The sequence below is a fragment of the Kurthia sp. ISK08 genome, assembly GCF_046159805.1.
Taxonomy (GTDB): domain Bacteria; phylum Bacillota; class Bacilli; order Bacillales_A; family Planococcaceae; genus Kurthia; species Kurthia gibsonii.
Genome location: NZ_JBJXHL010000002.1, coordinates 422,777 through 445,457 on the forward strand (window position 1 = coordinate 422,777; position 22,681 = coordinate 445,457).

A 22,681-nucleotide genomic window follows, 5' to 3' on the forward strand; every position below is an offset into this window, starting at 1 on the left:
GAGAGGTGAAGATGATGTTAAATATTAGAAAATATGCATTAGGACCTGTTCAAACAAATTGTTATATAATCGCGAATGCAGCGCGTGAATGCCTGATTATCGATCCAGGTGAAGAAGGAGAATTTTTGATTCGTGAAATTCGTAAAGCGAATTTAAAACCGCAAGCAATCGTATTAACACATGCACATTTCGATCATATCGGTGCAGTAGATGATTTACGTGATGCTTTTCATATTCCGGTTTATATGCACAAGAAAGAAAAAGAATGGCTAGGTAATCCTGAATTAAATGGTTCAGGAAAATATGCGCAATTACCAGATTATTCTATTCGTCCAGCAGATGCCTTTTTAGAAGCAGAAAAAGCAACGACAATTGGGAGCTTCCAATTTGACGTGGTACATACGCCAGGACATTCACCAGGTAGTATAAGTTTGATTTTTGAACAGAATGGTTTTGCTGTAGTAGGAGACACACTATTTAAGCGTAGCGTAGGACGTACTGATTTAATTGGGGGCGATTCTAAATTATTATTAAAGAGTATTCATGATCATCTATTATCATTAGATGAAGAAACAGTAATTTATCCGGGGCATGATGAGCCAACAACTGTCGGTGAGGAAATTGATCAAAACCCATTTTTAAATGGATTTTAAATATTAAAAATCATTCAACATTTTTCTATAAAAAGAGGAAGAAGCATTTTAGCTTCTTCCTCTTTTTGTTAACCATTCGTTTGAATACGATATGAACAGTATTTGCAACCATCTGTCATATTTTCAAGTTTAACAAATTCATCTACTTCAAATAGATAATCAAATTGTCCTTTTAAGAATGACTCATGCAGCGCACAAACTGTTTCTGAATGTTGATCAATCTCGTTATGATAAGGGCAATTATAAACAGCGAAACGAATTGAACGCTCTTCTTGACCTTCTTCTTGTTTAACAAGAGGGATATAACCGATTAAAGAAGCTGCTTTTGTAATACAATCTACTTTTTCGTCAAATGTTAAAAGTGATGCCTCTGTTTTTTGTTCTTGTAGCATATGACGAATTTCAGTTTGACCTTTTTGATAACAAATACGCGTCCCAACTTCTAAAGCTTCTGGACCTAATTCGTCTAGAATTTCAAGTACCCAATCGAGTAATTCTTCATAATTACGTTTTGGGAAAGATAGTGAAATACCATTTTCAACTGCGCGGTAAATACGTCCTGGACGACCGCCTTTACCTGTTTTTTCATATTCAGCAGAAATTACGTTAATTTCGCTTAGTTTAGTTAAATGCAAACGAGCTACATTCGGATGAATATTAAATTTGTCAGCAATATTTTGTACAGTGAAGTTTTCTTTCTCTTGTAACATATATTGATAAATTGAAAAACGTGTTTCATCCGCAAGTGTACTCGTGATTTTTAAAGAGTTTTGCATAGTTGTCACGCACCTCCGATACATAATACTTCCATTATAAAGGAAAAACGGTGAACAATCAGTAAAATAAGCAACCTTTTATATTTATTTGTATAATATCAAGTTTTTTGGAAACACAATCAAGCAAAAAGCTATTTTATTAAAATATTCAAAAAGAACAGTTATTTTGTTAAAACATCGTTTTTTTTACCTATCTTTTTAAAAAATCGACTTTTGAAATCTATGAGAACAAAAGAGCATACTAAGAAAAAATGAAGGGAGTGGAATGGATGGAACTAGAGAGTTTGATTGAAAAAAAGTGTATGCAGTTATTGAATCAGGCGCTAGAACTAGAAGCCTCTGATTTACACATGTTACCGACAAGAGAACATTATCAGCTGTTTTTTAGAAAATATAATCGTTTGATGGCAGCAGGTGAAATCCCACTAACGCTCGGTGAGAAAATGATTTCGCATTTTAAATATCAATCTGTATTAGATATCTCAGAGAAAAGACGCCCGCAAAGTGGATCATTTGAATACATTACAGAACAAAAGCAAATTGCTTGTCGTGTATCAACATTACCTTCTTCCACGATGAAAGAAAGCATGGTTGTACGTTTAATGATTCAAAATGTAGCAAAGCCATTACAAGAGATCGTACTTCAGATAGAAGCAGCGAAACATTTAGAACAGATTGTACAAGCGAAACAGGGAATTGTCTTATTTTGTGGTCCAACAGGTTGTGGTAAATCGACAACGATGTATGCACTTTTACAATACTGCTCAAAACAACTTTCGAAGCATGTTATTTCGTTAGAGGACCCAGTAGAGAGTCAACAACAGAATATGTTACAAATTCAAGTAAATGAACGTTCAGGTGTAACGTACTCTGCGGGTTTAAAAGCGATTTTAAGGCATTCTCCTGATGTTATTATGATTGGCGAGATTCGTGATCAAGAAACAGCGAAAATTGCCATTGAAGCAGCTCTTACAGGTCACCTCGTTATCTCTACAATTCATGCGAAAAATAGTTTTGGTTGCCTGCACCGTTTACTCGATCTAGGTATTTCAAAAGATGAATTAGAGCAAACGATTTTATCTATTACGACACAACAATTAGTTGTGGAAAATACAGAACAGCAACCGCTAAAAGCTTTGTATGAATTTTTAGATGCAGCACATTTACAAGACGCGTTTGACGCACTAAAACAACAACAAAATTATCAATTGCCTCTTCAAGAGACCATTCGATATAAAATGATGCGCGGTATAGAGGATGGGGGAATCCTACCCAATGTTCTTACAACGTAAAAAAGCAATCTTATTACGAAGAGATCAGCCGAAATTTTTAGCTAAATTAAGTACGCTCTTACAAGAAGGTTATTCATTGAATGATTCATTACGCATGTTAATTCCACATCATTTAGCGCATATAAATCAAATTGAAGAACGCATTCATATGAGTTTACTTGAAGGGAAGGGTCTTTGCGATATTTTACGCATGATAGGGATTTCAGAACAATATATTATCTCATTATATGTGGCAGAACAAAGTGGTACGACAGTGAATGCCTTACAAATGATTGCGCAAATGATGAATAAAGAAGCAGGGAATAAAGAACAAGTTTTAAAACTAGTATCCTATCCACTATTCTTATTTGTTTTTCTAGTCGTTCTATTCATCTGCTTTCGTACTTTTTTCTTGCCAAATATGGAAGCGATGATGTTACAAAAGCAGCAAACGAATCAAATTCAGTTAACCATCTCTAAAATTCTATTGCATTTACCAGACTATTTAATTGGTTTTGTCATTGTCATTGTGATAACAGTTCTTTTGTTTTTACGTTATACCAAGCAAAAGAAAACAGGCGAAAAGTTACTTTTATATTTTAAAATTCCAATTGTGAATCAAGTGTTGCGTTTGCAATTAACAAAGCAGATTGCTTTTGAATTAGGTTCTCTACTAGAGGCTGGTTTTACATTACAAGCTTCTTTACATCTATTAGCCAATCAATCACATCAAAAAATGATTGCATATATTGCACAGGATTTACTAAATGAGATTGCACAAGGGGAATCTTTATCCGTGGCGATCTCATTGAATCCATATGTACATAAAGAGTTTTATGCTTTTGTCGTACATGGAGAACAAGGTGGGAACCTTGGTAAAGAGCTTCAAATATTGAATGAGTTCATGAATGAGCGAATGGGCGAGCGAATAGAACAAGTCTTAAAGTTTATGCAACCCATTCTTTTTGGGATTATCGCGATTTGTATTTTGGGTGCATACATTTCGATTATGCTCCCTATGTATAAAATGATTGATTATGTATAGGAGGAACAACAGTGAAAATAGAAGAAAAGAAAAATGGTTTTACTCTTATTGAGATGTTGATTGTACTATTTATCATCACAGTACTCATTTTGATTGCGATCCCTAATATTACCAAACATTTCCAAACTGTCGATGACAAAGGGTGCAATGCTTACGTGAAGATGGTTCAAGGGCAAGTAGAAGCATATAAAATTGATAAAGGCATATATCCAACAACGATTGAAGTGCTTGAAGCAGAACATTATTTAAAGGAAGGCTCAAAAGAAAAAAGCTGTAAGGCATATGAAGTGACGATTGAACAAGGTGAAGTTAAGTCGAATGCACCGCAGTGAGCAAGGTTTTACATTTGTTGAGATGTTGCTCGTTCTTATGATGACACTAATCGTAGCTAGCATTGCACTTATTTATGGTACGAAAGGCATTCAAGAAAAAGAAACACGTTTTTTCTTTGAGCAACTTGTCAGTGACGCAGTTTATATTCAGCAATATGCTAAAAATCATCGTGTAAAAATGGATTTAATTTTTGATGAAAAGACACATTTGTATTCAGCTAAAAAAAGAGAAACCAATAAAAAGATTTTTGTTCGAACGATGCCGAGTAGTATGAAAATTAAGAGAGGATCAACACTCTATAAAATCGGCTTTAACGAAAATGGCAATGCATCGTATGTAGGGAGGCTTACTTTTCTGTATTTTGGAGGCGAACAAGATGTCTATGTTTATCTGGGGTCGGGCCGCATCACGGTCAAATAATCAAAACGGATTTTCGATGATGGAAACGATGTTAGCTTTATTCTTTTTTAGTTGTATTTTTTTAACGATCATTCCGATGACGAATGATTTATATGATCAAATGCAAAAGCGGCGAATGAGCTTGCATGCTATGCATGTAAACTATGAAGCAACAAAAATATATTTGAAAAACCCTCATCAAGTACAAGGGGAAATACAAGTAGACCGTAGTTTTTATCAATGGACAATTACTGCGCAACAAGTATGTACAACCTACTTATACAAAGAGGAGCGAAAATCTTCATGTGTAAAGTACAAGTAGATCAATCTGGCTACACATTGTTAGAAGCACTACTACAACTACTGTGCCTCTGTATGATTGCTGCAACCATACCACTCATCATTCCATGGTATGAGAAGACTAAAGAATTTATGATTGGAACAAATACAGCAGAGTTTGAAGTATTTTTGAGTGAGTTTAGAGCGGATTTACAAAAATCCGAAGCAATTTATGTAGTGAATGATCAAGAGATTCAATTAGAGCAAGCAAACGAAACGAATCCAGAGAAAAAGTATTTATCCACATATCGTTTTTCTAAAAATCGTATTATCAAAACATATGGATTAGGGGATGGAACAGATATTAAATTAGTCGCTGTTACAAAAGTTCATTTTTCTTTAGAAAAAGAGCTTTTCACAATTCAATGTAAAATGGGAAACGACACGATAAGGAGGAGAACTTTTGTTTTATCGCTTAAATAATGAGCAAGGCTTTATGTTACCTATACTCTTTATTTTACTTTTATTTATTTCGAGTTATGTATTAACGTTATTTCAATCATACGAGACGAATATGCTTTTGTATGAAGAGTTAGAGCAGCAAACCATCAGTGAAATTCAACAAATGTACACAAAAAAGCAAGATTAACTTATTTTTCTATAAAAATCTAAGCGGATTAGTCGACAGTTATTGGAATCACGCCACGTTCATGCTACTATATAAAAAATGAGTTAACGGTTAAAAGGTTGTGTGAGTCGTAACTGGAGAAGGTGAAAAGATGCGAAAGATTTACTTAGTGGGTTATATGGGTAGCGGTAAAAGCGCAATCGGTCGTCGCCTAAGCTTTTATTTGAAATTACCTTACTATGATATGGACCATGAAATTGTTCGACGAGAAAAGATGACGATTCCAGAAATTTTCGAAACACATGGTGAAGATTATTTTCGACAAATCGAAACCGATTTCTTACGTACATTTCGCGATGAATATTGTATTATTTCAACAGGTGGCGGTGTAGCGGTTAATCCAGAAAATCGTAAAATTATGCGTGAAACAGGACTCGTCCTATTTTTAGATGCTACATTTCCGGATATTTGGAAACGAATACATCGTGACAAAAATCGCCCTATTGTACAGCGCTCGACAAAAGAAGAATTAGAGCAGTTATACCATGAAAGAAGAAAAGCATATAAGCAAGCAGCTCACATTACAATCAAAACAGAAAACAGAACACTGAGACAGATTGTGGAGTACGCGGGATTCCAAGTGAATCGTTTAAAAGGCGAATGATTTGGTGTTTATCTTAAAATAACGTTCGTTTTTTAAAGTTTTTCAATAAAAATATTGCGGAGTATGAGGTTTTAATGTTAGGATATATGCAAGAAAGCCTGTTATAATACATTGACAATACTTACAAACGAATCGATCGAGATAAAACTCGCGCGGGTGAATGTACGGGGAGAGAACGTAAAGTTACGTCGCCGAAGGAGCAAGTAGTGAAAAATCACTATGAATCTCTCAGGCAAAAAGACTCGTACAGGACGCAACTCTGGAGAGCGCTGCTTCGTGCAGCCACCAAAGGGGAAAGCCATTATTGGTCAAACTTTCAGGTGCAAGGACAGAGAAATCCTAAATAAACAGGATTTCTCTGTCTTTTTTTATGAAATAAAGGGGGTTACACAATGGCAAACGCATTAAAAAGAACACCATTATTTGATACATATACTCAATATGGTGGCAAAACAATTGATTTCGGTGGATGGGATCTACCGGTACAATTTTCATCAATCAAAGAAGAACATGAAGCTGTAAGAACAAAGGCGGGTCTTTTCGATGTATCACACATGGGTGAGATTTTCGTAAAAGGTTCAGAAAGTTTAGCTTATTTACAACAACTTGTAACAAATGATGTATCGAAGCTAAAAGTAAACCAAACACAATACACAACAATGTGCTATGAAAACGGTGGTGTTGTGGATGATTTACTAATCTATCGTTTGGATGAAGAAGAATACCTATTAGTTGTCAATGCCGCAAATATTGAAAAAGACTTCGCATGGATGTTAGAACATAAAATCGATGGTGTTGAAATTACAAACGCTTCAGATGATTTTGCATTAATTGCTCTGCAAGGGCCACTTGCAGAAGAAGTGCTTCAAACACTAACAACAGCTGATTTAAGTGCAATCAAGCCTTTCCATTTACAATCAGATGTAGAAGTAGCAGGACATAAGTCAATTATCTCAAGAACAGGTTATACAGGTGAAGATGGTTTTGAAATCTACGCTTCAAATGATGCCGTTGTAGAACAATGGAATGCCATTTTAGAAGCTGGAAAAGACAAAGGTGTCATCCCATGTGGTCTAGGTAGTCGTGATACATTACGTTTCGAGGCTTGTCTACCACTTTATGGTCAAGAATTATCTGATTCAATTTCACCGCTTGAAGCAGGAATTAACTTCGTTGTGAAATTAAACAAAGAAGAAGATTTTGTTGGGAAAGCAGCATTAGCAGCTCAAAAAGAGCAAGGCGTATCACGTAAAAGTGTTGGGATTGAAATGATTGATAAAGGGATTCCACGCCATGGGTACAAAGTATTCGCAGGTGATCAAGAAATCGGTGAGGTAACAACTGGTACACAATTACCAATGACAAAACGTAATGTTGGTTTAGCTTTAATTGACGCAAAATTTGCTGAATTAGGGACAGAACTAGAAATTGAAGTGCGTAATCGTCGTAGTAAAGTATCTGTTGTCGCAACACCATTCTATAAGCGTTCAAAATAAAACAATAAAGAGAGGTTTTTACCTATGAAGCATCGTTATTTACCAATGACGGAACAAGATCAAAAAGAAATGTTAGACGTTATTGGCGTTTCATCTGTAGATGAATTATTTGCCGATATTCCGGAAAAAGTTCGTTTTAAAGGTGAGTATAATATTAAACCAGCTAAATCTGAAACAGCTTTATTAAAAGAATTATCAGCGTTAGCAAAGAAAAATGCGAGCCATGACGAATATACGTCATTCTTAGGTGCAGGTGTTTATGACCACTACAAACCAGTTATTGTGGACCATGTGATTTCACGTTCAGAATTCTATACAGCTTATACACCTTACCAACCAGAAATTTCACAAGGTGAATTACAAGCTATTTTTGAATTCCAAACAATGATTGCTGAATTAACAGGTATGGATTTAGCAAACTCGTCAATGTATGACGGCGGAACAGCATTAGCAGAAGCTGGTATGTTAGCTGCTGCACATACACGCCGTAAAAAAATCTTAGTTTCTGATACAGTAAACCCAATTTCAAAAGACGTTGTTACAACATATGCATACGGTCAATCGATTGAGGTAGTAACTGTTCCTGCTAAAGATGGTGTAACAGATATGGAAGCTCTTGAATCATTAATCGATGATCAAACAGCTGCTGTATTAGTTCAATATCCAAACTTCTATGGTCAAGTAGAAGATTTAGGTAAAGTATCAGAACTAATTCATGCAGTAAAAGGTTTATCAGTTGTATCATCTAATCCATTATCACTTGCAATCCTAACACCTCCAGGTAAATTAGGTGCAGATATTACAGTTGGTGATGCACAGCCATTCGGTATCTCTGAAGCATTTGGTGGCCCACACTGTGGTTTCTTTGCAACAACAACAAAGTTAATGCGTAAAGTACCAGGTCGTTTAGTAGGGGAAACAGTTGATTTAGAAGGTCGTCGTGGTTATGTATTAACATTACAAGCACGTGAGCAGCACATTCGTCGTGAAAAAGCGACTTCAAATATTTGTTCGAACCAAGCCTTAAATGCATTAGCTGCTTCTGTAGCGATGACAGCTCTTGGCAAAAAAGGTATGCAAGAAATGGCGAAACAAAATATTTTGAAAACACACTATGCAAAAGAAGCGTTTGAAAAAGCAGGCTTCGATGTAACATTTAAAGGTGCTCATTTCAACGAAATCGTTGTAAATACAAAAGTAGATGTAACAGAATTGAATAAAGCATTATTTGAAAAACACATCATCGGTGGTTTTGATTTGAAACGCGTAAATGAAAACTTAGCAAAACATTCATTAATTTGTGTAACAGAACAACGCTCGAAAGAAGAAATCGACGAATTAGTCGCTGAAACGAGCGCAGTTGTTGCAGAAATGGAGGCTCAACATGCATAAGGATAATCAACCATTAGTATTCGAACTTTCAAAAGAAGGTCGTACAGGATATAGCTTAACAGAACTAGATGTACCAGAAGTAGATTTATCAGAGATCCTTCCTTCTTCATTAATTCGTGAAGAAGCAGCTGAATTACCAGAGCTATCAGAATTAGATATTATGCGTCACTATACAGCATTATCAAATCGTAACCATGGTGTAGACTCAGGGTTCTACCCACTTGGTTCTTGTACGATGAAGTACAATCCGAAAATTAATGAAGCTGTTGCGCGTTTCTCAGGGTTTGCAAACATCCATCCATTACAAGATGAGTCAACTGTTCAAGGTGCAATGGAGTTAATGTATGATTTACAAGAACATCTTGTAGAGATTACAGGTATGGATGAAGTAACGCTTCAACCAGCAGCTGGAGCACATGGTGAGTGGACAGCATTAATGATGATCCGTGCATTCCACGAAGCAAATGGTGATGTACAACGTACAAAAGTACTTGTTCCAGACTCAGCGCATGGTACAAACCCAGCTTCTGCTGCAGTTGCAGGTTTTGATACAGTTACAGTTAAAACAGCTGAAAATGGTCTTGTCGATTTAGAAGATTTAAAAACAAAAGTGGGCGACGATACAGCAGCACTTATGTTAACAAATCCTAACACACTTGGTCTATTTGAAGAAGATATCCTTGAAATTGCAGATATCATTCACTCAGTAGGTGGTAAAGTTTACTATGATGGTGCTAACTTAAATGCTGTAATGTCTAAAGCGCGTCCGGGAGATATGGGCTTTGACTGTGTACACTTAAACTTACACAAAACATTCACTGGTCCACATGGTGGCGGTGGTCCTGGTTCAGGTCCTGTAGGCGTAAAAGCAGACTTAATTCCATTCTTACCAACACCTGTATTAGTTAAAACAGAAGAAGGATTTGCGTTTGATTACAATCGTCCACAAACAATTGGTCGCGTAAAACCTTACTATGGTAACTTCGGTATTAATGTACGAGCTTACACTTACATTCGTACAATGGGTCCAGACGGCTTAAAAGCTGTAACTGAACAAGCAGTTGTAAACGCAAACTATATGATGCGTCGTTTAGAACCATACTTCGAACTTCCGTACAAACAACACTGTAAACATGAGTTTGTATTAAGTGCGAGTCGTCAAAAGAAATTAGGTGTACGTACACTTGATATCGCAAAACGTCTGTTAGACTTTGGCTACCACCCACCAACAACTTACTTCCCATTAAATGTGGAAGAAGCATTGATGATTGAGCCAACTGAAACAGAATCAAAAGAAACATTAGATGAATTCTGTGATGCAATGATTCAAATTGCAAAAGAAACAGAAGAAAATCCAGAAATCGTACAGGAAGCACCACATACAACGGTCATTAACCGTCTAGATGAAACACGTGCTGCACGTAATCCTGTATTACGCTATCAAAAAGCATAAGTACAAAAGAAGCTAGGGAGACATCCTTAGCTTCTTTTATTTTGTATAAAAGTGTTCAAATTTTGATAATATTGTTAAATTTAGAACGGAGAGGGTATAGATTGAACAGAGAATTGAAATAAAGGAGCGATGTGCTGATGATGGAAAAAGTAAAAGCAGAATGGCAATTGGATCAAAATAATCCATCACAATTGCTAGAAGATGGACGAACAGTCGACATGTTATTGAAAGATTTTGAAGGCGAAGCAAAAGTTATACGCTACCCACAAGTAACACAAGATGCTCATTTTTTAGGTGTATTTATACAACATCACGCATCACAACATCCGATACAATTACTTGTAAAAGCGAGTATATCAGTTTTTGAAATTATAGATGCAACAATCCAGTGTGAACTGCCTATAGATGATGCCTATCTATTAATCGACCTTCATTTGAATGAACCAAAAAGTACGCTATCTTCAGAGTTTTGGACAGCTTTTTATACATTACCTTCTAGTGAAAGCGAGCAACGTATTTTAAAGAAGTTAAATAGCTGGTCAACATATATTGATTATTTAATGGAACAAGCTCATTATCCGTATAGTGTCGCTTCAATTGAAAAAGCACAAGAAGTTTTAACAATTACGTTATATGAAACACCTCTCACTTCGAAGCAACAAAAAGGTCAAGAAGTGTGGAAGCGTATTGGAGATCAATTCGAAAAAATTGCTCGATGTGATGAGATGAATGTAGAAGAAAATCGTCTATTTTTACAAGATGCAACAGTTGTTTTTGGTGATTCAATTGATACAGTTTATTTATACAAAGAAAAAGAATATAATGAATTACTCATTCTACGAGGACGTTTGCGAGCTATACACGATGCACATATGCATTGCCCCCAAATTCACCATCCACTATTAAATCCATACCATACCCAAACCAACTTTTCAGGTCTTACGATGATGAAAGATGATATAGAACAAGGTATTCAACATATGGTGAATCAACTTGTTGATAGTCATGAACAATTGACTTTATCGATTCATCAATATGATTTGGCACAAAAATTATCTGAAAAATATGTTCATTTACTACCGATTCATGCAGATGGTCGAGCAGATAAGGCAATTCAATATGTAAAAACACCATTGATTGAAAAAAATACAGTAGAAATCACGACAGTATCGAATGCATTAAGTGAACGTGAAGAAAAAATACAGCAAAAAGCGTTGATTCACTATAATGAAAAGTTACAACAAAATATGCAATATGTAAGTAGAGTTGAACAAACACAGCAGTATTTAAAAGAAGAAGAAGAAAAAAATCTTCAAAAAATCACCCAAATGCAAGAAGCCATCACACAATATGAACAGGAACAAGAGCGATTAGCTTTTAAAAATGATCAATTAATGCAAGAACGTTTTGAATTAGAAGATGCATGGCATGAGCAACAGCAGCGTGTAAAAGATTTACAACGCGAAAAAGAAGAAAAAATTCAGTATTATCAAGATTTAGAGCAAGAATGGTTAATTTTTAATCAAGAAATTCCTTCTTATACAGATAATATTGAAGCAGTGAAAAAAATTGAAAGTTCACAAATAATTATCCGAGATTGTGAACTTAAAATTGAACGTATTCAAACAGATCAGCATACTGGAAAAAAATATGTGGAAGACATGATAACAGAACACCAATTATTTTTGACAAATCAACAAGTAGAGCATGTTCAAGCATTAATTCAAAAAGTTAAAAAAACTGCTGAATTTTTAGATATCCCAATGGATTTACAATTTGCAAGTTCTTATGCAGAACTAACCCAAATTTATTTAGAAAAATTTAATGGTATTGAAGCAGTTGAAGAGCGTTTAAATGACCAGTCCCCATATGTAGAAGATGAATTGAAAAAGGTTGGAATTTCATTCGTGATTCCAGATGAGCCGAACGCACATTATGATCGTCATTATGCAGAAGATCAATTAACACAATTATTGGGTTTACTCGATAATAAACCACTATCATTAGGGATTAACTACAAAGCAAAAAATCGTTGGAAAGAACATGTTGTGGAAAGTGTCCGTAAATTAACATATGCTTTAGCAGGTATGAAACAAGAAAAAGAAAAACTAGAACAGAAATTAATGATACAACTAGATTATGCGGAACGTATTGAATTTCGTTTTGACCAAGATGTGCGCATGCTGCAAACAAAAATGGATGATTTTATTAATCGTTTAGAACAAGCAAAAAAAGAATATGAAGGCGTCATCGAAACAGCGAATCAAGATATTTCAGCCATGCGTAAAACCGTGAAGCTAAGTAAACAAACAACTTCTGGTCGTAGTCAGCAATATGATACGTTAGAGGATTTAGAAAATGCTCGGAAACAATATAAAACGGAATTGTTATCAAAGTATGATGTACTTGAAGAACATGAGCGCATGGTAGAAGAAGCGGAAACGTATGTTTTATCTTTAGCGTCTCAATATGAAGAAAAAACAGCAGTTGTGATTAAAAACAAAGAAGAGATGAACATACAGATGGATTTGTTACAGCATGATATTGTAAATTCGAAAGCGGTAATTGAACAATTCAATCAAGCAAATCACGTTATTCATATGCAACAAGAAGAATTACAACAACAATTGAAAATTTTCAAAGCACATCACCAAGTATTATTTAAAGAAGCACAAAAAATCCAAGTAGATATTGAAAGAAAAGCAATGAATAAAACACGTCATCTAGAACAGCAACATGCAATGCAAGTATGGCGAAATCAATTGACTTTAGAAGAATATGAAGGACGTTGGTATCAATTGATTACACAAAAAAGTCGTTTGCGTTTTACAGCAGAACTTCATTCGAAACAATCAAGCGATCTCTTCTTGTTTGAAGATGTTCAATATACTTGGTTGGATATGTTATTACTATGTCAACAACATAGACATATAGCTTTTGTTACGACAGATTTAAGTGAGCGCTCTTTAGTAGATTTAGAGATGTTTGAACAAAATCTACGTTTACAAGGTTTTAGTTATATAGAAAGACAAGAGATTTATGAACATTTACAGATGAACCCTCTTAAAGATTATGTAGCGATTTATGAACAAGTAGAAAAACCTTATGTAATCGACTGTGAACAAGACCAATTATCTGTGTAAGGAGGTAACTAGATGAAATATACACTAGACGTGATGTATGAATTATTAACTGAAAAACAAATGGCAGATTTATATAGTATTCAAAAAATTACACCATACGAACTGCCGATTAATGCATATCAAGTGACAATTCATTTTCAAGCGAAAAAAAAGTATTCGATTTTCGCCGAACAAATTCTTCGTTTTTTAGCGCTATCATCATTAAATGAAGATTTGTTACAAGATATGCTTGGTTTTCAAGAGGAGGATTTACGAGAAAATATTGCGTTGTTACTAGCAGACGGGGCAATCATCGTAAATCAAGAACAGTATGAATTAACAGATTTAGGTAAAGAAAGTGCAATTGATGGCTGTGCTTCCTTACAACACCATATCAAAACCTTTACTTGTTATTGGGAACCTGTGACAGATCAATGGATTGAAGAAGTCAATCAATTCTTACCTCGTGAGCACTTGATTCATCCAGCTGTAAGTAAACAACAAAAAATGGATTTCTCTCATTCGTTTTTGGAAAAAGGATGTATTCAATCATTTTATACAAAAGTAACAGGAGAATCATTAAGCAGTCAGTATGAAGCGATTCAAATTGAAGATGTTGTTTACGAAATGAATACAACGAATAAAGTATTATCTGTTCAAGAAGTCTGTTTATTAAGTCGTGATCAAGGGACTGAAACGTATTCTATTTGGAATCCACTAGCGAGTCAGTTTGTTCGTTTAACTTAAAAGGAGAGAAGCATAATGAAAAAGAATGTATTTATTATTTTTTATATTGTAAATTTAATCGTTCTACTGCTCATTATGCTTCCAATTCTTTCTAAAAGAGACTGGTGGATGTTATTATTAATGTTATTATATGCAGCCATCATCGCAACACTTTACTTTAGTACATTATTTGGTGTTAAAAAGGGACTGTTATATGCTTTATTTGTATGGATTTCAGTATATAGTATTATGTCTTACGGAAGCCTTCTTCCTTTCATCAAAAGTGGTGGTGCATATGAACACTTATTATACATGGCAATTGCTAGTTTATGGCTTGTGAGTATTGCAATCATACAAGCTTTTACATATCAAATGCCTCTCGCTATGCGCACGGTTTTTAGCTTTTTTATCATTATTGTTATACATTTTTTTATCATTCCAATTTTTGCATTGTTTAATCGCTATTATATAGGTGATTTTTCATACTATCATTTTGAAATTCAATTAAGTGGGTACTTTATTATTATTGGGTTTTCAATTATTTATTATATCATCTTATTATTTTTAGAAATGATTTGGCTTGTTAAGTATTCGATCACATTGCAGAATTATATGATTGGAGTTTTTGTTTCGATTATGAGTATACCAATCATCATCGCTTTACGCGTAGGTCTTTGGGAAACCGGTGTTGTTGCTTTTTTTATCATGATGAGCATTATCGTCGTTTCAAAAACAAAAGTAGAGGAGGGCAGCTGATATGAAAAAAGTATCGATTATTGGTGCGGGGTTAAGTGGACTAACAGCGTCCATTCTACTTGCGAAAGAAGGTTTCGAGGTTACCATCTATGAAAAAAGTAAAAAAGTAGGTGGGAATTTTACAGCATTACAGTTTGAAGATCATCTTTTTGAGTTTGGCCCAACTTTTTTTACGATTCCAGAATTACTTGAAAGTATCTTTCTAATGGCAGGAAAAAATATAGAAAATTATCTTGATTTGGAAATTTTAACACATCATACACATGTCTATTTTGAAAATGGCGATAATTTTTGCCTTTCTACAAATGTGGAAGAAATGATTGAACAATTAAAAAAAGTAGATGCTACAGGTGCTGAAAATTATCACGATTTTTTAGCAGAAATAAAACGACTATATTTTGAAGTGAATGAATTATCAATGAATTTACAAATTACAAATTGGTCAAAATTAGTAAAGATTCCTATTCGTAATTTGATTTTAAAATTACGTCCTTTTCAAAGTTTGGACCACTTTTTACGTAAATATTTTGAGAATGAACAAATTATTCAATTACTTGCGAAATACGCAAATCGTGGTGAAATGTTAGCGAGGTCTACACCTGCATTTTTTGCTGCTTTTCTATACCCCATACTAACGGCAGATGTCTTTTATGTGAAGGGTGGAACAAGGGAGATACCTTGTGCATTAAAAAAGCTAGCTATCGAATTAGGAGTTAAAATTTATACCGAAAAAGAAATTACAAAAATACATTTGAAAAATAACCAAGTAGAAGGTATCCAAATTAACGAAAATCTGAGTATTGAATCAGACTATGTATTAATTAGTAGTGCGCAACTATTAAATAGCGATACGCTCTTATCCGATTTTACAGTTATGAATGAAAGAGAAAAATTCATTGTAACAGGGGAAAATAATTTATCTCAATTTGTTTTACTACTTGGATTAGATCGCTATACGAACTTAAAAACCCATACTGTTTTATTTTCAAGTGATGTGGAAAGAGAAGTAGAACAAATTTTAAATGGAGAATTTGCTGAAAATCCGACCATTTATATTTATAATCCTGCTTTTCAAGAACCTGAGCGTTTTAAATCGGGTGATTGTTTAGTGCTGATGGTGTCAATTCCAACAAATGATTTATACTCGACTTCTTATCGAGCGAGCATTGCTTCTTACCGGCATCATTTAGTGAGCGAATTGAAAAAATATGGTTTTGACTTAGAAGAATCGATTGTAGAAGAAAAAGTCTGGACATCCAAAGATTTAAAAAATCGATTCAATTCAACGAAAGGTGGCATACATGGAGCTATTTCGAAAACGTTCGCGGCTGCCTACATTCGTCCACCTGTTAAAAGTGATGAAATTAAAGGGTTATACTTTACATTAGTGGACACAAGTCATCCCGCAGGTTCAACAGAAGCATTAAAAAATGGCATTCATCTTGCTACGAGTATTATTGAAGAAGCACGTGAAAATCCACTAATTTAAAAAAACTGCTGAATGACTTAATGCATCATTCAGCAGTTTTTGTATAGATTAAAACCCGATTGTATGTTCGTCTTCTTCCCATTCATTTCGTTCCGTATTTTTACGTTGTTTTTGAAGGTCTGTAATGACTTCTTCGTAGTTCAACTCTTGGTCATAGTGCCAGTTAAGTGCTACAGAAATATAGAATTCATTCAATTGAGACATCGATAATTTTTTCGATAATTTTGCAGCATGTTCAAGTTGCTCCTCTGTGAAGATGTGCTGTTGATCAAGTTTTTGTAAATAATGCAGGCGCATCTCTTTATTTGGGTTTTTAATTTCGTAAGCTCGGTCAAAACGTCCAGCACGATTGATGAGAGCTGGATCAATGCGTTCAGGATAATTTGTTGTCCCAATGACGAATACACCATGACGCGACTGTGCTCCATCTAGTGCATTTAAAAAGACAGAGCGTGCATATTCAGGCATTGATTCAATATCTTCAATGACAAGAATTGCAGGAGACAGTGAGCTAACTAAACGGAAAACTTCTTGAATCGATTCACTGTCTGTATGCTCCGTAATCTGCCAATAAACAACAGGTGCATCGACAGAACCAGTAATTGACTTTACAAGTGTTGTTTTCCCATTACCTGGTGAACCATATAATAAAATACCACGCTTATATGGAATGTTGTAGTGCTTATAAAACTGTCCGTCATCTTTAAAGAATTCATCAATTGAACGGAAAATATTACGCTTTAATTGCTCATCTAAAAATACATCTTCGCGTGAAATATCACCATATTCGCCTAAATTACTACGGCGTAAACCATCGTCTGTATCGACTAAATATGATACTTGAGACATAAGCACATTACGCAATTGTTTATTCACGCCATCAATGAACTTCTTCATATGTTCAGAAGACGGAGCGAAGTAACAGATTTCTTCTTCTCGCCATGAGTCCTCACAAAATAGTGTTGCTGGTGCAATGGCTACTTCATAATTAGGATAATAAATGAGTTTATTATCAAATGTAATAAATTCATGCAGTGCATCATCTTGTTGTAACCACGATAATGGTTCTAAATTATAGGTTGGTTCTGCTTCATATAAATAGGTAAGAACTTCGAATTTTAGTAAGTCTTTATGCATTAATTCGATAATATGTTGATCGAACTGAGAATTATTTAAAACTAATTTTAATGGTCGCCATGTTGTTTCAATGCGCTCATTTAAAATATGTGTAATACGTTTAAAGAACGAAGCATATTCTGCATAGTTCGGTAACTCTTTTGAAACATCTTCAGTAAATGGATATAAATAAGAATAAATCACAAACTCCTCCTAATAAAAGAAATACATCAATATTTTAACATAAAAGTTAAAAGTAAATCAAAAAAGAGACTTTGACAATTTTGCCAAAATCTCTTTATACATTATTTACGTGAATATTTTACTTTACCAGACCATTTTTTGAAGCCGCCTTCAAGTTGATAAAGGTTTTTGTATCCTTTACCTTTTAAGAAAAGTGCTGCACGTGCACTACGACCTGCATTGTCACAGTACAAGTAAATTGGAATGTCTTGACGCAATTCTTTGTAGCGTGTACGAAGTTGTGTAGATGGTAGATTACGCGCACCTAAAATATGACCATCTTCAAATTCTTTTTTCTCACGCACATCAATTAGTTGCGCTTTGCGGTATCCCGCCTTGAAATCTTCTTCAGATAGTGTTGTTACAGCTCTTTTTGAACGGAAACCATTAATCAAAATGAACGCAACAAGCACGACTAAAATAATGATAATACTGTATAACCAGCTCACGAGTAAATTCCCCTTTCTTTCTACAATACTATTATAAGAGAATGAATCAAATTCGTCTATGATGTTCCGTGGTAAAAGAGGAATTGTATAGTAATTACCTTAATTGTTTGATAAAATGAGTAGGCTAAGATTGGAAGGGAGAGATATAAGTGACAAAACAATGGTATTTCATCAATTCGGGACCATGTGATCCTGCGTATAATATGGCTTTAGACGAGGCGTTATTACATTGGCATGCTGAAGAAAAGTTACCACCGATGATTCGTTTTTATGAATGGAACCCAGCGACATTATCTGTTGGCTATTTCCAAAAAGCAAAGAGAGATATTGACTTCGATCAATTAGAGAAGTTGAATTTAGGATTTGTTCGTCGACCAACAGGGGGACGTGCCGTTTTACATGAACATGAGCTTACATATAGTATCATCGTATCTGAAAACTATCCAAATATGCCAAAGTCGGTAACGGAAGCATATCGTGTACTGAGTGAAGGCCTATTAAAAGGTTTCCAAAATCTCGGTTTAGATGCTTATTTCTCAATACCTGAAACCAATGAGCAAAAAGAAGCGCTCGCAAAACCGAAAAGTGCCGTATGTTTTGATGCACCGAGTTGGTATGAGTTAGTCGTAGAAGGAAAAAAAGTAGCAGGTAGCGCGCAAACACGTCAAGAAGGTGTTATTTTACAACATGGTGCCATTTTAATCGATTTAGATGCAGAAAAATTACTATCTGTTTTTAAATTTAAAAGTGATGAAGCGCGTGAACGTATGCGTCATAAATTACCTGAAAAAGCCGTAAGTATTAATAGTTTAGCCAATCGAACTGTAACAGTTCAAGAGTGTATCGAAGCATTCTATAATGGATTCCAAGAAGCGCTTGATATTGAGTTAGTACCATACGAATTAACAGCCGAACAGCAGCAATTTGTAGAACAATTAGCCGAAACAAAATACCGTTCAACTGAATGGAACGATAAATATTAATATAGAAGGAGAAAATCGTGCTGTATAGCGCGATTTTTTTCTATAAATCACACGCTTTTTTTACAGCAATTATTCTTCTCATGAAATAGATTATGGTATGATAAAAAACGTAGAAATAAAGGAGTGAATAAAGTTGAATTTGAACAAGTTGGCAGCTTATTTCTTGCCTGCCTTTGCGATGTTTTCAATTAGTGCCTTAACGATGTTTGGTGCATTCGGTACAGATAAAGAAAACCTAGCGATTTTTAGTTTATCATTGATTATTGTGTATCCGATTACATTTATTATACAAGGTGTATCTTGTGCGATTCATCACTATTCAGTGATTCCAGCAATCGGGATTTCATTGATTGCATTCATTATTATTTTCTTCGTTGTCATTGGTGGAAATAATACGATTTATGGTGTGTATTACTTTGCTTTATTCGGTGCAGGGTATGGGATTACATATATGCTACGTCGCATGAAAAAATAGAGCTAACTACAAAGGTCGTAACATGGCGTGTTTGATACACGTACGTTACGACCTTTTTTGTTGATTCGTCTAAGGTGTTTAATTGATTTAGCGTGATTGCTTTTGTTCTTCAAGTAATCTTTTATAGACTTTATATGTTTGGAGTGCGGTCACTAACATGAACAGAAGTAGAATAGGTACTAGCACGTATAAAATGATTTTTCCACTTACGACATCCATCATATAAAGCACAAGAGCAATAACGCAGAAAAAGAGCATATTAAAGCCGAGTTTCCTCATAATAAACACCTCATTTTAATTAATTCGAATCTTGATTCATTGTTTGGATGATTTCAGGATTTTGCTCTACTTCTTTTAATTTTTTAAATGAAGCAATTGCTACTTCTACTTGATCATCTTGTGGTTCTTTTGTTGTTAAAAGTTGTAACCATAAACCTGGATATCCTAAAAAGCGTAGTATAGGAATATCACGGCAAGCATTTGTCGCTTGTAATACTTCAAAAGAGATACCAAGTACGACAGGTATTAATAAAATGCGGTCTACTAATCGTAACCAAAGTGGATCCGTTGGTACAAAGAAATAAAGAACCATCGCGACAAATACAGTAAACAGCATAAAACTTGAGCCACAGCGATAATGTAAGCGAGATTGCTTTTGTACATTTTCAACGGTTAGTTCTAGGCCGTTTTCATAACAATTAATGACCTTATGTTCAGAGCCATGATATTGGAAAACCCGCTTAATAATCGGTGTTAGTGATACGAGATAAATATAGGATACAAGTAGAATGAGTTTAAAGCCACTCTCTACTAGAATTTGTGCTGTGTCACTAGGAAAAATACTTTTTAAACTATTTGCTAGAAAAATTGGAATAAGTGTGAAAATAAATTTTCCGAATAAGAAAGAAAGAATACCAATCGCTGCTACACCGAGCCAAAGCTGTAACTTCGACATGTTCTTTTCTTTTTCTTCTTTTGACAATTCTTCCCCTGGTGTCACATCATATCGATCGCTCGCAAACTGTAAATGTTTCGATCCGTTTGCAGCTGATTCAATCAGTGCAACAATGCCTCTAACAAAAGGGATTTTCTTCATTTTTTGATACGTTGGATTTTTTACGCGCTTAGCGTAATAGTAATCAATCGAACCATCGTTACGACGAATTGCAGAAACCGTATGTTGTCCACCACCCATCATGACACCTTCAACGAGCGCTTGACCACCATATACAGTTGTATTTTTTTCTTGATTCAATTTCACACCGCTCTCTATGTATAAGATTAAAACTTCTTCAATTGTACTAGAAAATGATGATAAACTCTAGAAAAATCCTTTACATCGTTGAAAAACCTACGACTTACGAAATATATGATAGAATGAATACAATCAATTAGGAAAAAAGGGGAGATTTTTCATGCATTACCTATGTTTAAATGGTCCAAATCTAAATCGTCTTGGTAAACGTGAACCAGCAATTTACGGATATGAGACACTTGCGGATCTTGAGTTAAGTTTATCAGAAGTAGCAGTAGCTAAAGGAGCGACAATTGAATTAAAGCAATCGAATCATGAAGGTGAGTTAATTGATTGGATTTATGAAGCAGAGGACGGCGAAGTAGACGGTATTATTTTTAATCCAGGTGCTTATACACATACAAGTGTTGCGCTTCGTGACGCCATTGCAGGTGTAGAAGTACCTGTGATTGAAGTGCATATTTCAAATATTCATCAGAGAGAATCGTTTCGTCATCACTCCTATTTAGCGCCTGTTTGTGTAGGGCAAATTAGTGGTCTAGGCTTATACGGATATGAAGCGGCACTACGCATGTTCTTATCGAAACAAAAGGGGCAAAAATAAATGAATCGTTTAGAAAAGTTGCGCGCATTAATCGCTTCACAAAAAGTAGATGGCTTTTTAATTACGAATCCATATAATGTACGCTATATGACAGGCTTTACAGGTTCGACAGGTATTGCGCTCGTAACAAAGAGTGAGGCGCTGTTTATTACGGATTTTCGGTACATTGAGCAAGCAGAAAGAGAAGTCACCGATTTTCATGCTGTCCAACACAAAGCAACTTTAGTAGAAGAAATAGCATCATATGTACGTAATTTAAACATTCAAACACTTGGTTTTGAAAAAGAACATATTACGTATGCACAGTTTTTATTATACGAGAAATTTATTACGAAGAATTTAGTAGGTCTTGCAGATGTAATCGAAAAAATCCGCTTGATTAAGACGCCTGAAGAAATTAGAATAATAAAAGTCGCTTGTGACATTGTAGATGCAGCATTTGAGCATATTCTACCGCAAATTCGTCCGGGCGTAACTGAGCTTGAAATCGCGAATGAATTGGAGTTCTTTATGCGTAAATCAGGAGCAACCTCTTCTTCATTCGATACGATTGTTGCATCAGGTGTTCGCTCGGCATTGCCACATGGCGTAGCAACTGATAAAATAATTGAGAAGGGCGACTTTGTCACTTTAGACTATGGTGCGTTATATAATGGGTATGTGTCGGATACAACACGTACAGTAGCAGTCGGCCAGCCATCGCAACAATTAAAAGAGATTTACGAAATTGTTTTAGAAGCCCAGTTGGTGGGTGTCAAAACCTTTAAGCCGGGAATGACGGGTGTGGAAGCAGATGCGGTTGTACGCGATGTGATTCGTTCGCATGGCTATGGAGAAGCATTTGGTCACTCTACAGGTCATGGAATAGGTTTAGAGGTACATGAAGGACCAGGTTTATCTCATCGCTCCAATCATCGATTAGAGGCTGGGATGACTGTAACTTGTGAACCAGGAATCTATTTACCAGGTATTGGCGGCGTACGCATTGAAGATGATTTGCTGATTACAGCAGATGGGAATGACGTATTGACGCATGCGCCTAAAGAGTTAATTATTTTATAAATTAGTATTTGG

General features: G+C 35.1%; 25 protein-coding genes and 1 riboswitch. Of the genes, 20 read left to right on the forward strand and 5 right to left on the reverse strand.

Annotated elements, in window-relative coordinates; genetic code table 11:
* Nucleotides 1–14 precede the first annotated feature (14 nt).
* The gene (locus ACKVQX_RS05655; RefSeq protein ID WP_368633972.1) at nucleotides 15–653 is read left to right on the forward strand and encodes an MBL fold metallo-hydrolase; all 639 of its coding nucleotides are present in this window, start codon (nucleotides 15–17) and stop codon (nucleotides 651–653) included.
* Between the two features lie 68 nt (nucleotides 654–721).
* Here ACKVQX_RS05655 and ACKVQX_RS05660 read toward each other — a convergent pair whose 3' ends face one another.
* Complete coding sequence (locus tag ACKVQX_RS05660; protein WP_068452750.1) at nucleotides 722–1,429, reverse strand: metalloregulator ArsR/SmtB family transcription factor; 708 nt, start codon at nucleotides 1,427–1,429, stop codon at nucleotides 722–724.
* 269 nt (nucleotides 1,430–1,698) lie between these two features.
* Here ACKVQX_RS05660 and comGA point away from each other — a divergent pair, with 269 nt between their 5' ends.
* The 15 genes from comGA (at nucleotide 1,699) to ACKVQX_RS05735 (ending at nucleotide 16,482) form a co-directional block, all read left to right on the forward strand.
* Nucleotides 1,699–2,721, forward strand: coding sequence for a competence type IV pilus ATPase ComGA (gene comGA, locus ACKVQX_RS05665; RefSeq protein ID WP_068452753.1), 1,023 nt, complete (start codon nucleotides 1,699–1,701; stop codon nucleotides 2,719–2,721).
* Complete coding sequence (comGB, locus tag ACKVQX_RS05670) at nucleotides 2,705–3,745, forward strand: competence type IV pilus assembly protein ComGB (protein ID WP_325943926.1); 1,041 nt, start codon at nucleotides 2,705–2,707, stop codon at nucleotides 3,743–3,745. Before comGA ends, comGB begins: the two co-directional genes overlap by 17 nt.
* A gap of 11 nt (nucleotides 3,746–3,756) precedes the next feature.
* Nucleotides 3,757–4,077 carry a competence type IV pilus major pilin ComGC gene (comGC, locus tag ACKVQX_RS05675; protein WP_368633973.1) on the forward strand — a complete coding sequence of 107 codons (321 nt, stop codon included), beginning with the start codon at nucleotides 3,757–3,759 and terminating at the stop codon, nucleotides 4,075–4,077.
* Nucleotides 4,064–4,498, forward strand: coding sequence for a competence type IV pilus minor pilin ComGD (comGD, locus tag ACKVQX_RS05680; RefSeq protein ID WP_068452913.1), 435 nt, complete (start codon nucleotides 4,064–4,066; stop codon nucleotides 4,496–4,498). Before comGC ends, comGD begins: the two co-directional genes overlap by 14 nt.
* A complete protein-coding gene (locus tag ACKVQX_RS05685) occupies nucleotides 4,455–4,799 on the forward strand; it encodes a hypothetical protein (RefSeq protein WP_325943929.1) in 345 nt (114 codons plus the stop codon). Before comGD ends, ACKVQX_RS05685 begins: the two co-directional genes overlap by 44 nt.
* Complete coding sequence (locus ACKVQX_RS05690) at nucleotides 4,781–5,239, forward strand: competence type IV pilus minor pilin ComGF (RefSeq protein ID WP_325943931.1); 459 nt, start codon at nucleotides 4,781–4,783, stop codon at nucleotides 5,237–5,239. The genes ACKVQX_RS05685 and ACKVQX_RS05690 overlap by 19 nt, the downstream gene beginning before the upstream one ends.
* The gene (locus tag ACKVQX_RS05695) at nucleotides 5,220–5,405 is read left to right on the forward strand and encodes a hypothetical protein (RefSeq protein WP_068452917.1); all 186 of its coding nucleotides are present in this window, start codon (nucleotides 5,220–5,222) and stop codon (nucleotides 5,403–5,405) included. The genes ACKVQX_RS05690 and ACKVQX_RS05695 overlap by 20 nt, the downstream gene beginning before the upstream one ends.
* Nucleotides 5,406–5,535: 130 nt before the next feature.
* Nucleotides 5,536–6,048 carry a shikimate kinase gene (locus ACKVQX_RS05700; protein ID WP_068452920.1) on the forward strand — a complete coding sequence of 171 codons (513 nt, stop codon included), beginning with the start codon at nucleotides 5,536–5,538 and terminating at the stop codon, nucleotides 6,046–6,048.
* A 156-nt stretch (nucleotides 6,049–6,204) separates the two neighbouring features.
* A riboswitch (glycine riboswitch) is annotated at nucleotides 6,205–6,302 on the forward strand.
* 138 nt (nucleotides 6,303–6,440) lie between these two features.
* Nucleotides 6,441–7,544: a glycine cleavage system aminomethyltransferase GcvT gene (gcvT, locus tag ACKVQX_RS05705; protein ID WP_068452923.1), complete on the forward strand. Its 1,104-nt coding sequence runs from the start codon at nucleotides 6,441–6,443 to the stop codon at nucleotides 7,542–7,544.
* A gap of 24 nt (nucleotides 7,545–7,568) precedes the next feature.
* The gene (gene gcvPA, locus ACKVQX_RS05710; protein WP_068452927.1) at nucleotides 7,569–8,936 is read left to right on the forward strand and encodes an aminomethyl-transferring glycine dehydrogenase subunit GcvPA; all 1,368 of its coding nucleotides are present in this window, start codon (nucleotides 7,569–7,571) and stop codon (nucleotides 8,934–8,936) included.
* Complete coding sequence (gcvPB, locus tag ACKVQX_RS05715) at nucleotides 8,929–10,389, forward strand: aminomethyl-transferring glycine dehydrogenase subunit GcvPB (protein ID WP_068452930.1); 1,461 nt, start codon at nucleotides 8,929–8,931, stop codon at nucleotides 10,387–10,389. Before gcvPA ends, gcvPB begins: the two co-directional genes overlap by 8 nt.
* A 137-nt stretch (nucleotides 10,390–10,526) precedes the next feature.
* A complete protein-coding gene (locus tag ACKVQX_RS05720) occupies nucleotides 10,527–13,532 on the forward strand; it encodes a hypothetical protein (RefSeq protein WP_368633974.1) in 3,006 nt (1,001 codons plus the stop codon).
* 12 nt (nucleotides 13,533–13,544) lie between these two features.
* The gene (locus ACKVQX_RS05725; protein ID WP_068452936.1) at nucleotides 13,545–14,258 is read left to right on the forward strand and encodes a hypothetical protein; all 714 of its coding nucleotides are present in this window, start codon (nucleotides 13,545–13,547) and stop codon (nucleotides 14,256–14,258) included.
* Nucleotides 14,259–14,273: 15 nt separating this feature from the next.
* Nucleotides 14,274–14,993 carry a hypothetical protein gene (locus tag ACKVQX_RS05730; RefSeq protein WP_068452939.1) on the forward strand — a complete coding sequence of 240 codons (720 nt, stop codon included), beginning with the start codon at nucleotides 14,274–14,276 and terminating at the stop codon, nucleotides 14,991–14,993.
* A 1-nt stretch (nucleotide 14,994) separates the two neighbouring features.
* Nucleotides 14,995–16,482 (forward strand): phytoene desaturase family protein, encoded by a 1,488-nt coding sequence (locus tag ACKVQX_RS05735; RefSeq protein ID WP_409136078.1) that lies wholly within the window; start codon nucleotides 14,995–14,997, stop codon nucleotides 16,480–16,482.
* A gap of 48 nt (nucleotides 16,483–16,530) precedes the next feature.
* Here ACKVQX_RS05735 and ACKVQX_RS05740 read toward each other — a convergent pair whose 3' ends face one another.
* Together ACKVQX_RS05740 and ACKVQX_RS05745 are read right to left on the reverse strand one after the other, a co-directional pair.
* Nucleotides 16,531–17,802 (reverse strand): ATP-binding protein, encoded by a 1,272-nt coding sequence (locus ACKVQX_RS05740; protein ID WP_068452945.1) that lies wholly within the window; start codon nucleotides 17,800–17,802, stop codon nucleotides 16,531–16,533.
* 101 nt (nucleotides 17,803–17,903) lie between these two features.
* Entirely contained in the window at nucleotides 17,904–18,290 is a 387-nt protein-coding gene (locus tag ACKVQX_RS05745; protein WP_068452948.1) for a rhodanese-like domain-containing protein, read from the reverse strand.
* Between the two features lie 149 nt (nucleotides 18,291–18,439).
* Between ACKVQX_RS05745 and ACKVQX_RS05750 the strand changes: the two genes are divergently transcribed.
* Nucleotides 18,440–19,273, forward strand: a complete 834-nt coding sequence (locus ACKVQX_RS05750; protein WP_409136079.1) for a biotin/lipoate A/B protein ligase family protein — start codon at nucleotides 18,440–18,442, stop codon at nucleotides 19,271–19,273.
* A gap of 133 nt (nucleotides 19,274–19,406) precedes the next feature.
* Nucleotides 19,407–19,748: a hypothetical protein gene (locus ACKVQX_RS05755; protein ID WP_068452952.1), complete on the forward strand. Its 342-nt coding sequence runs from the start codon at nucleotides 19,407–19,409 to the stop codon at nucleotides 19,746–19,748.
* 87 nt (nucleotides 19,749–19,835) lie between these two features.
* Here ACKVQX_RS05755 and ACKVQX_RS05760 read toward each other — a convergent pair whose 3' ends face one another.
* Together ACKVQX_RS05760 and ACKVQX_RS05765 are read right to left on the reverse strand one after the other, a co-directional pair.
* Nucleotides 19,836–20,027, reverse strand: coding sequence for a hypothetical protein (locus ACKVQX_RS05760; RefSeq protein ID WP_087680248.1), 192 nt, complete (start codon nucleotides 20,025–20,027; stop codon nucleotides 19,836–19,838).
* Nucleotides 20,028–20,046: 19 nt separating this feature from the next.
* The gene (locus ACKVQX_RS05765; protein ID WP_087680458.1) at nucleotides 20,047–20,946 is read right to left on the reverse strand and encodes a DUF1385 domain-containing protein; all 900 of its coding nucleotides are present in this window, start codon (nucleotides 20,944–20,946) and stop codon (nucleotides 20,047–20,049) included.
* Between the two features lie 217 nt (nucleotides 20,947–21,163).
* Here ACKVQX_RS05765 and aroQ point away from each other — a divergent pair, with 217 nt between their 5' ends.
* Nucleotides 21,164–21,607, forward strand: coding sequence for a type II 3-dehydroquinate dehydratase (aroQ, locus tag ACKVQX_RS05770; protein WP_285215104.1), 444 nt, complete (start codon nucleotides 21,164–21,166; stop codon nucleotides 21,605–21,607).
* Nucleotides 21,608–22,669: a Xaa-Pro peptidase family protein gene (locus ACKVQX_RS05775; protein ID WP_068452958.1), complete on the forward strand. Its 1,062-nt coding sequence runs from the start codon at nucleotides 21,608–21,610 to the stop codon at nucleotides 22,667–22,669.
* Nucleotides 22,670–22,681 lie beyond the last annotated feature (12 nt).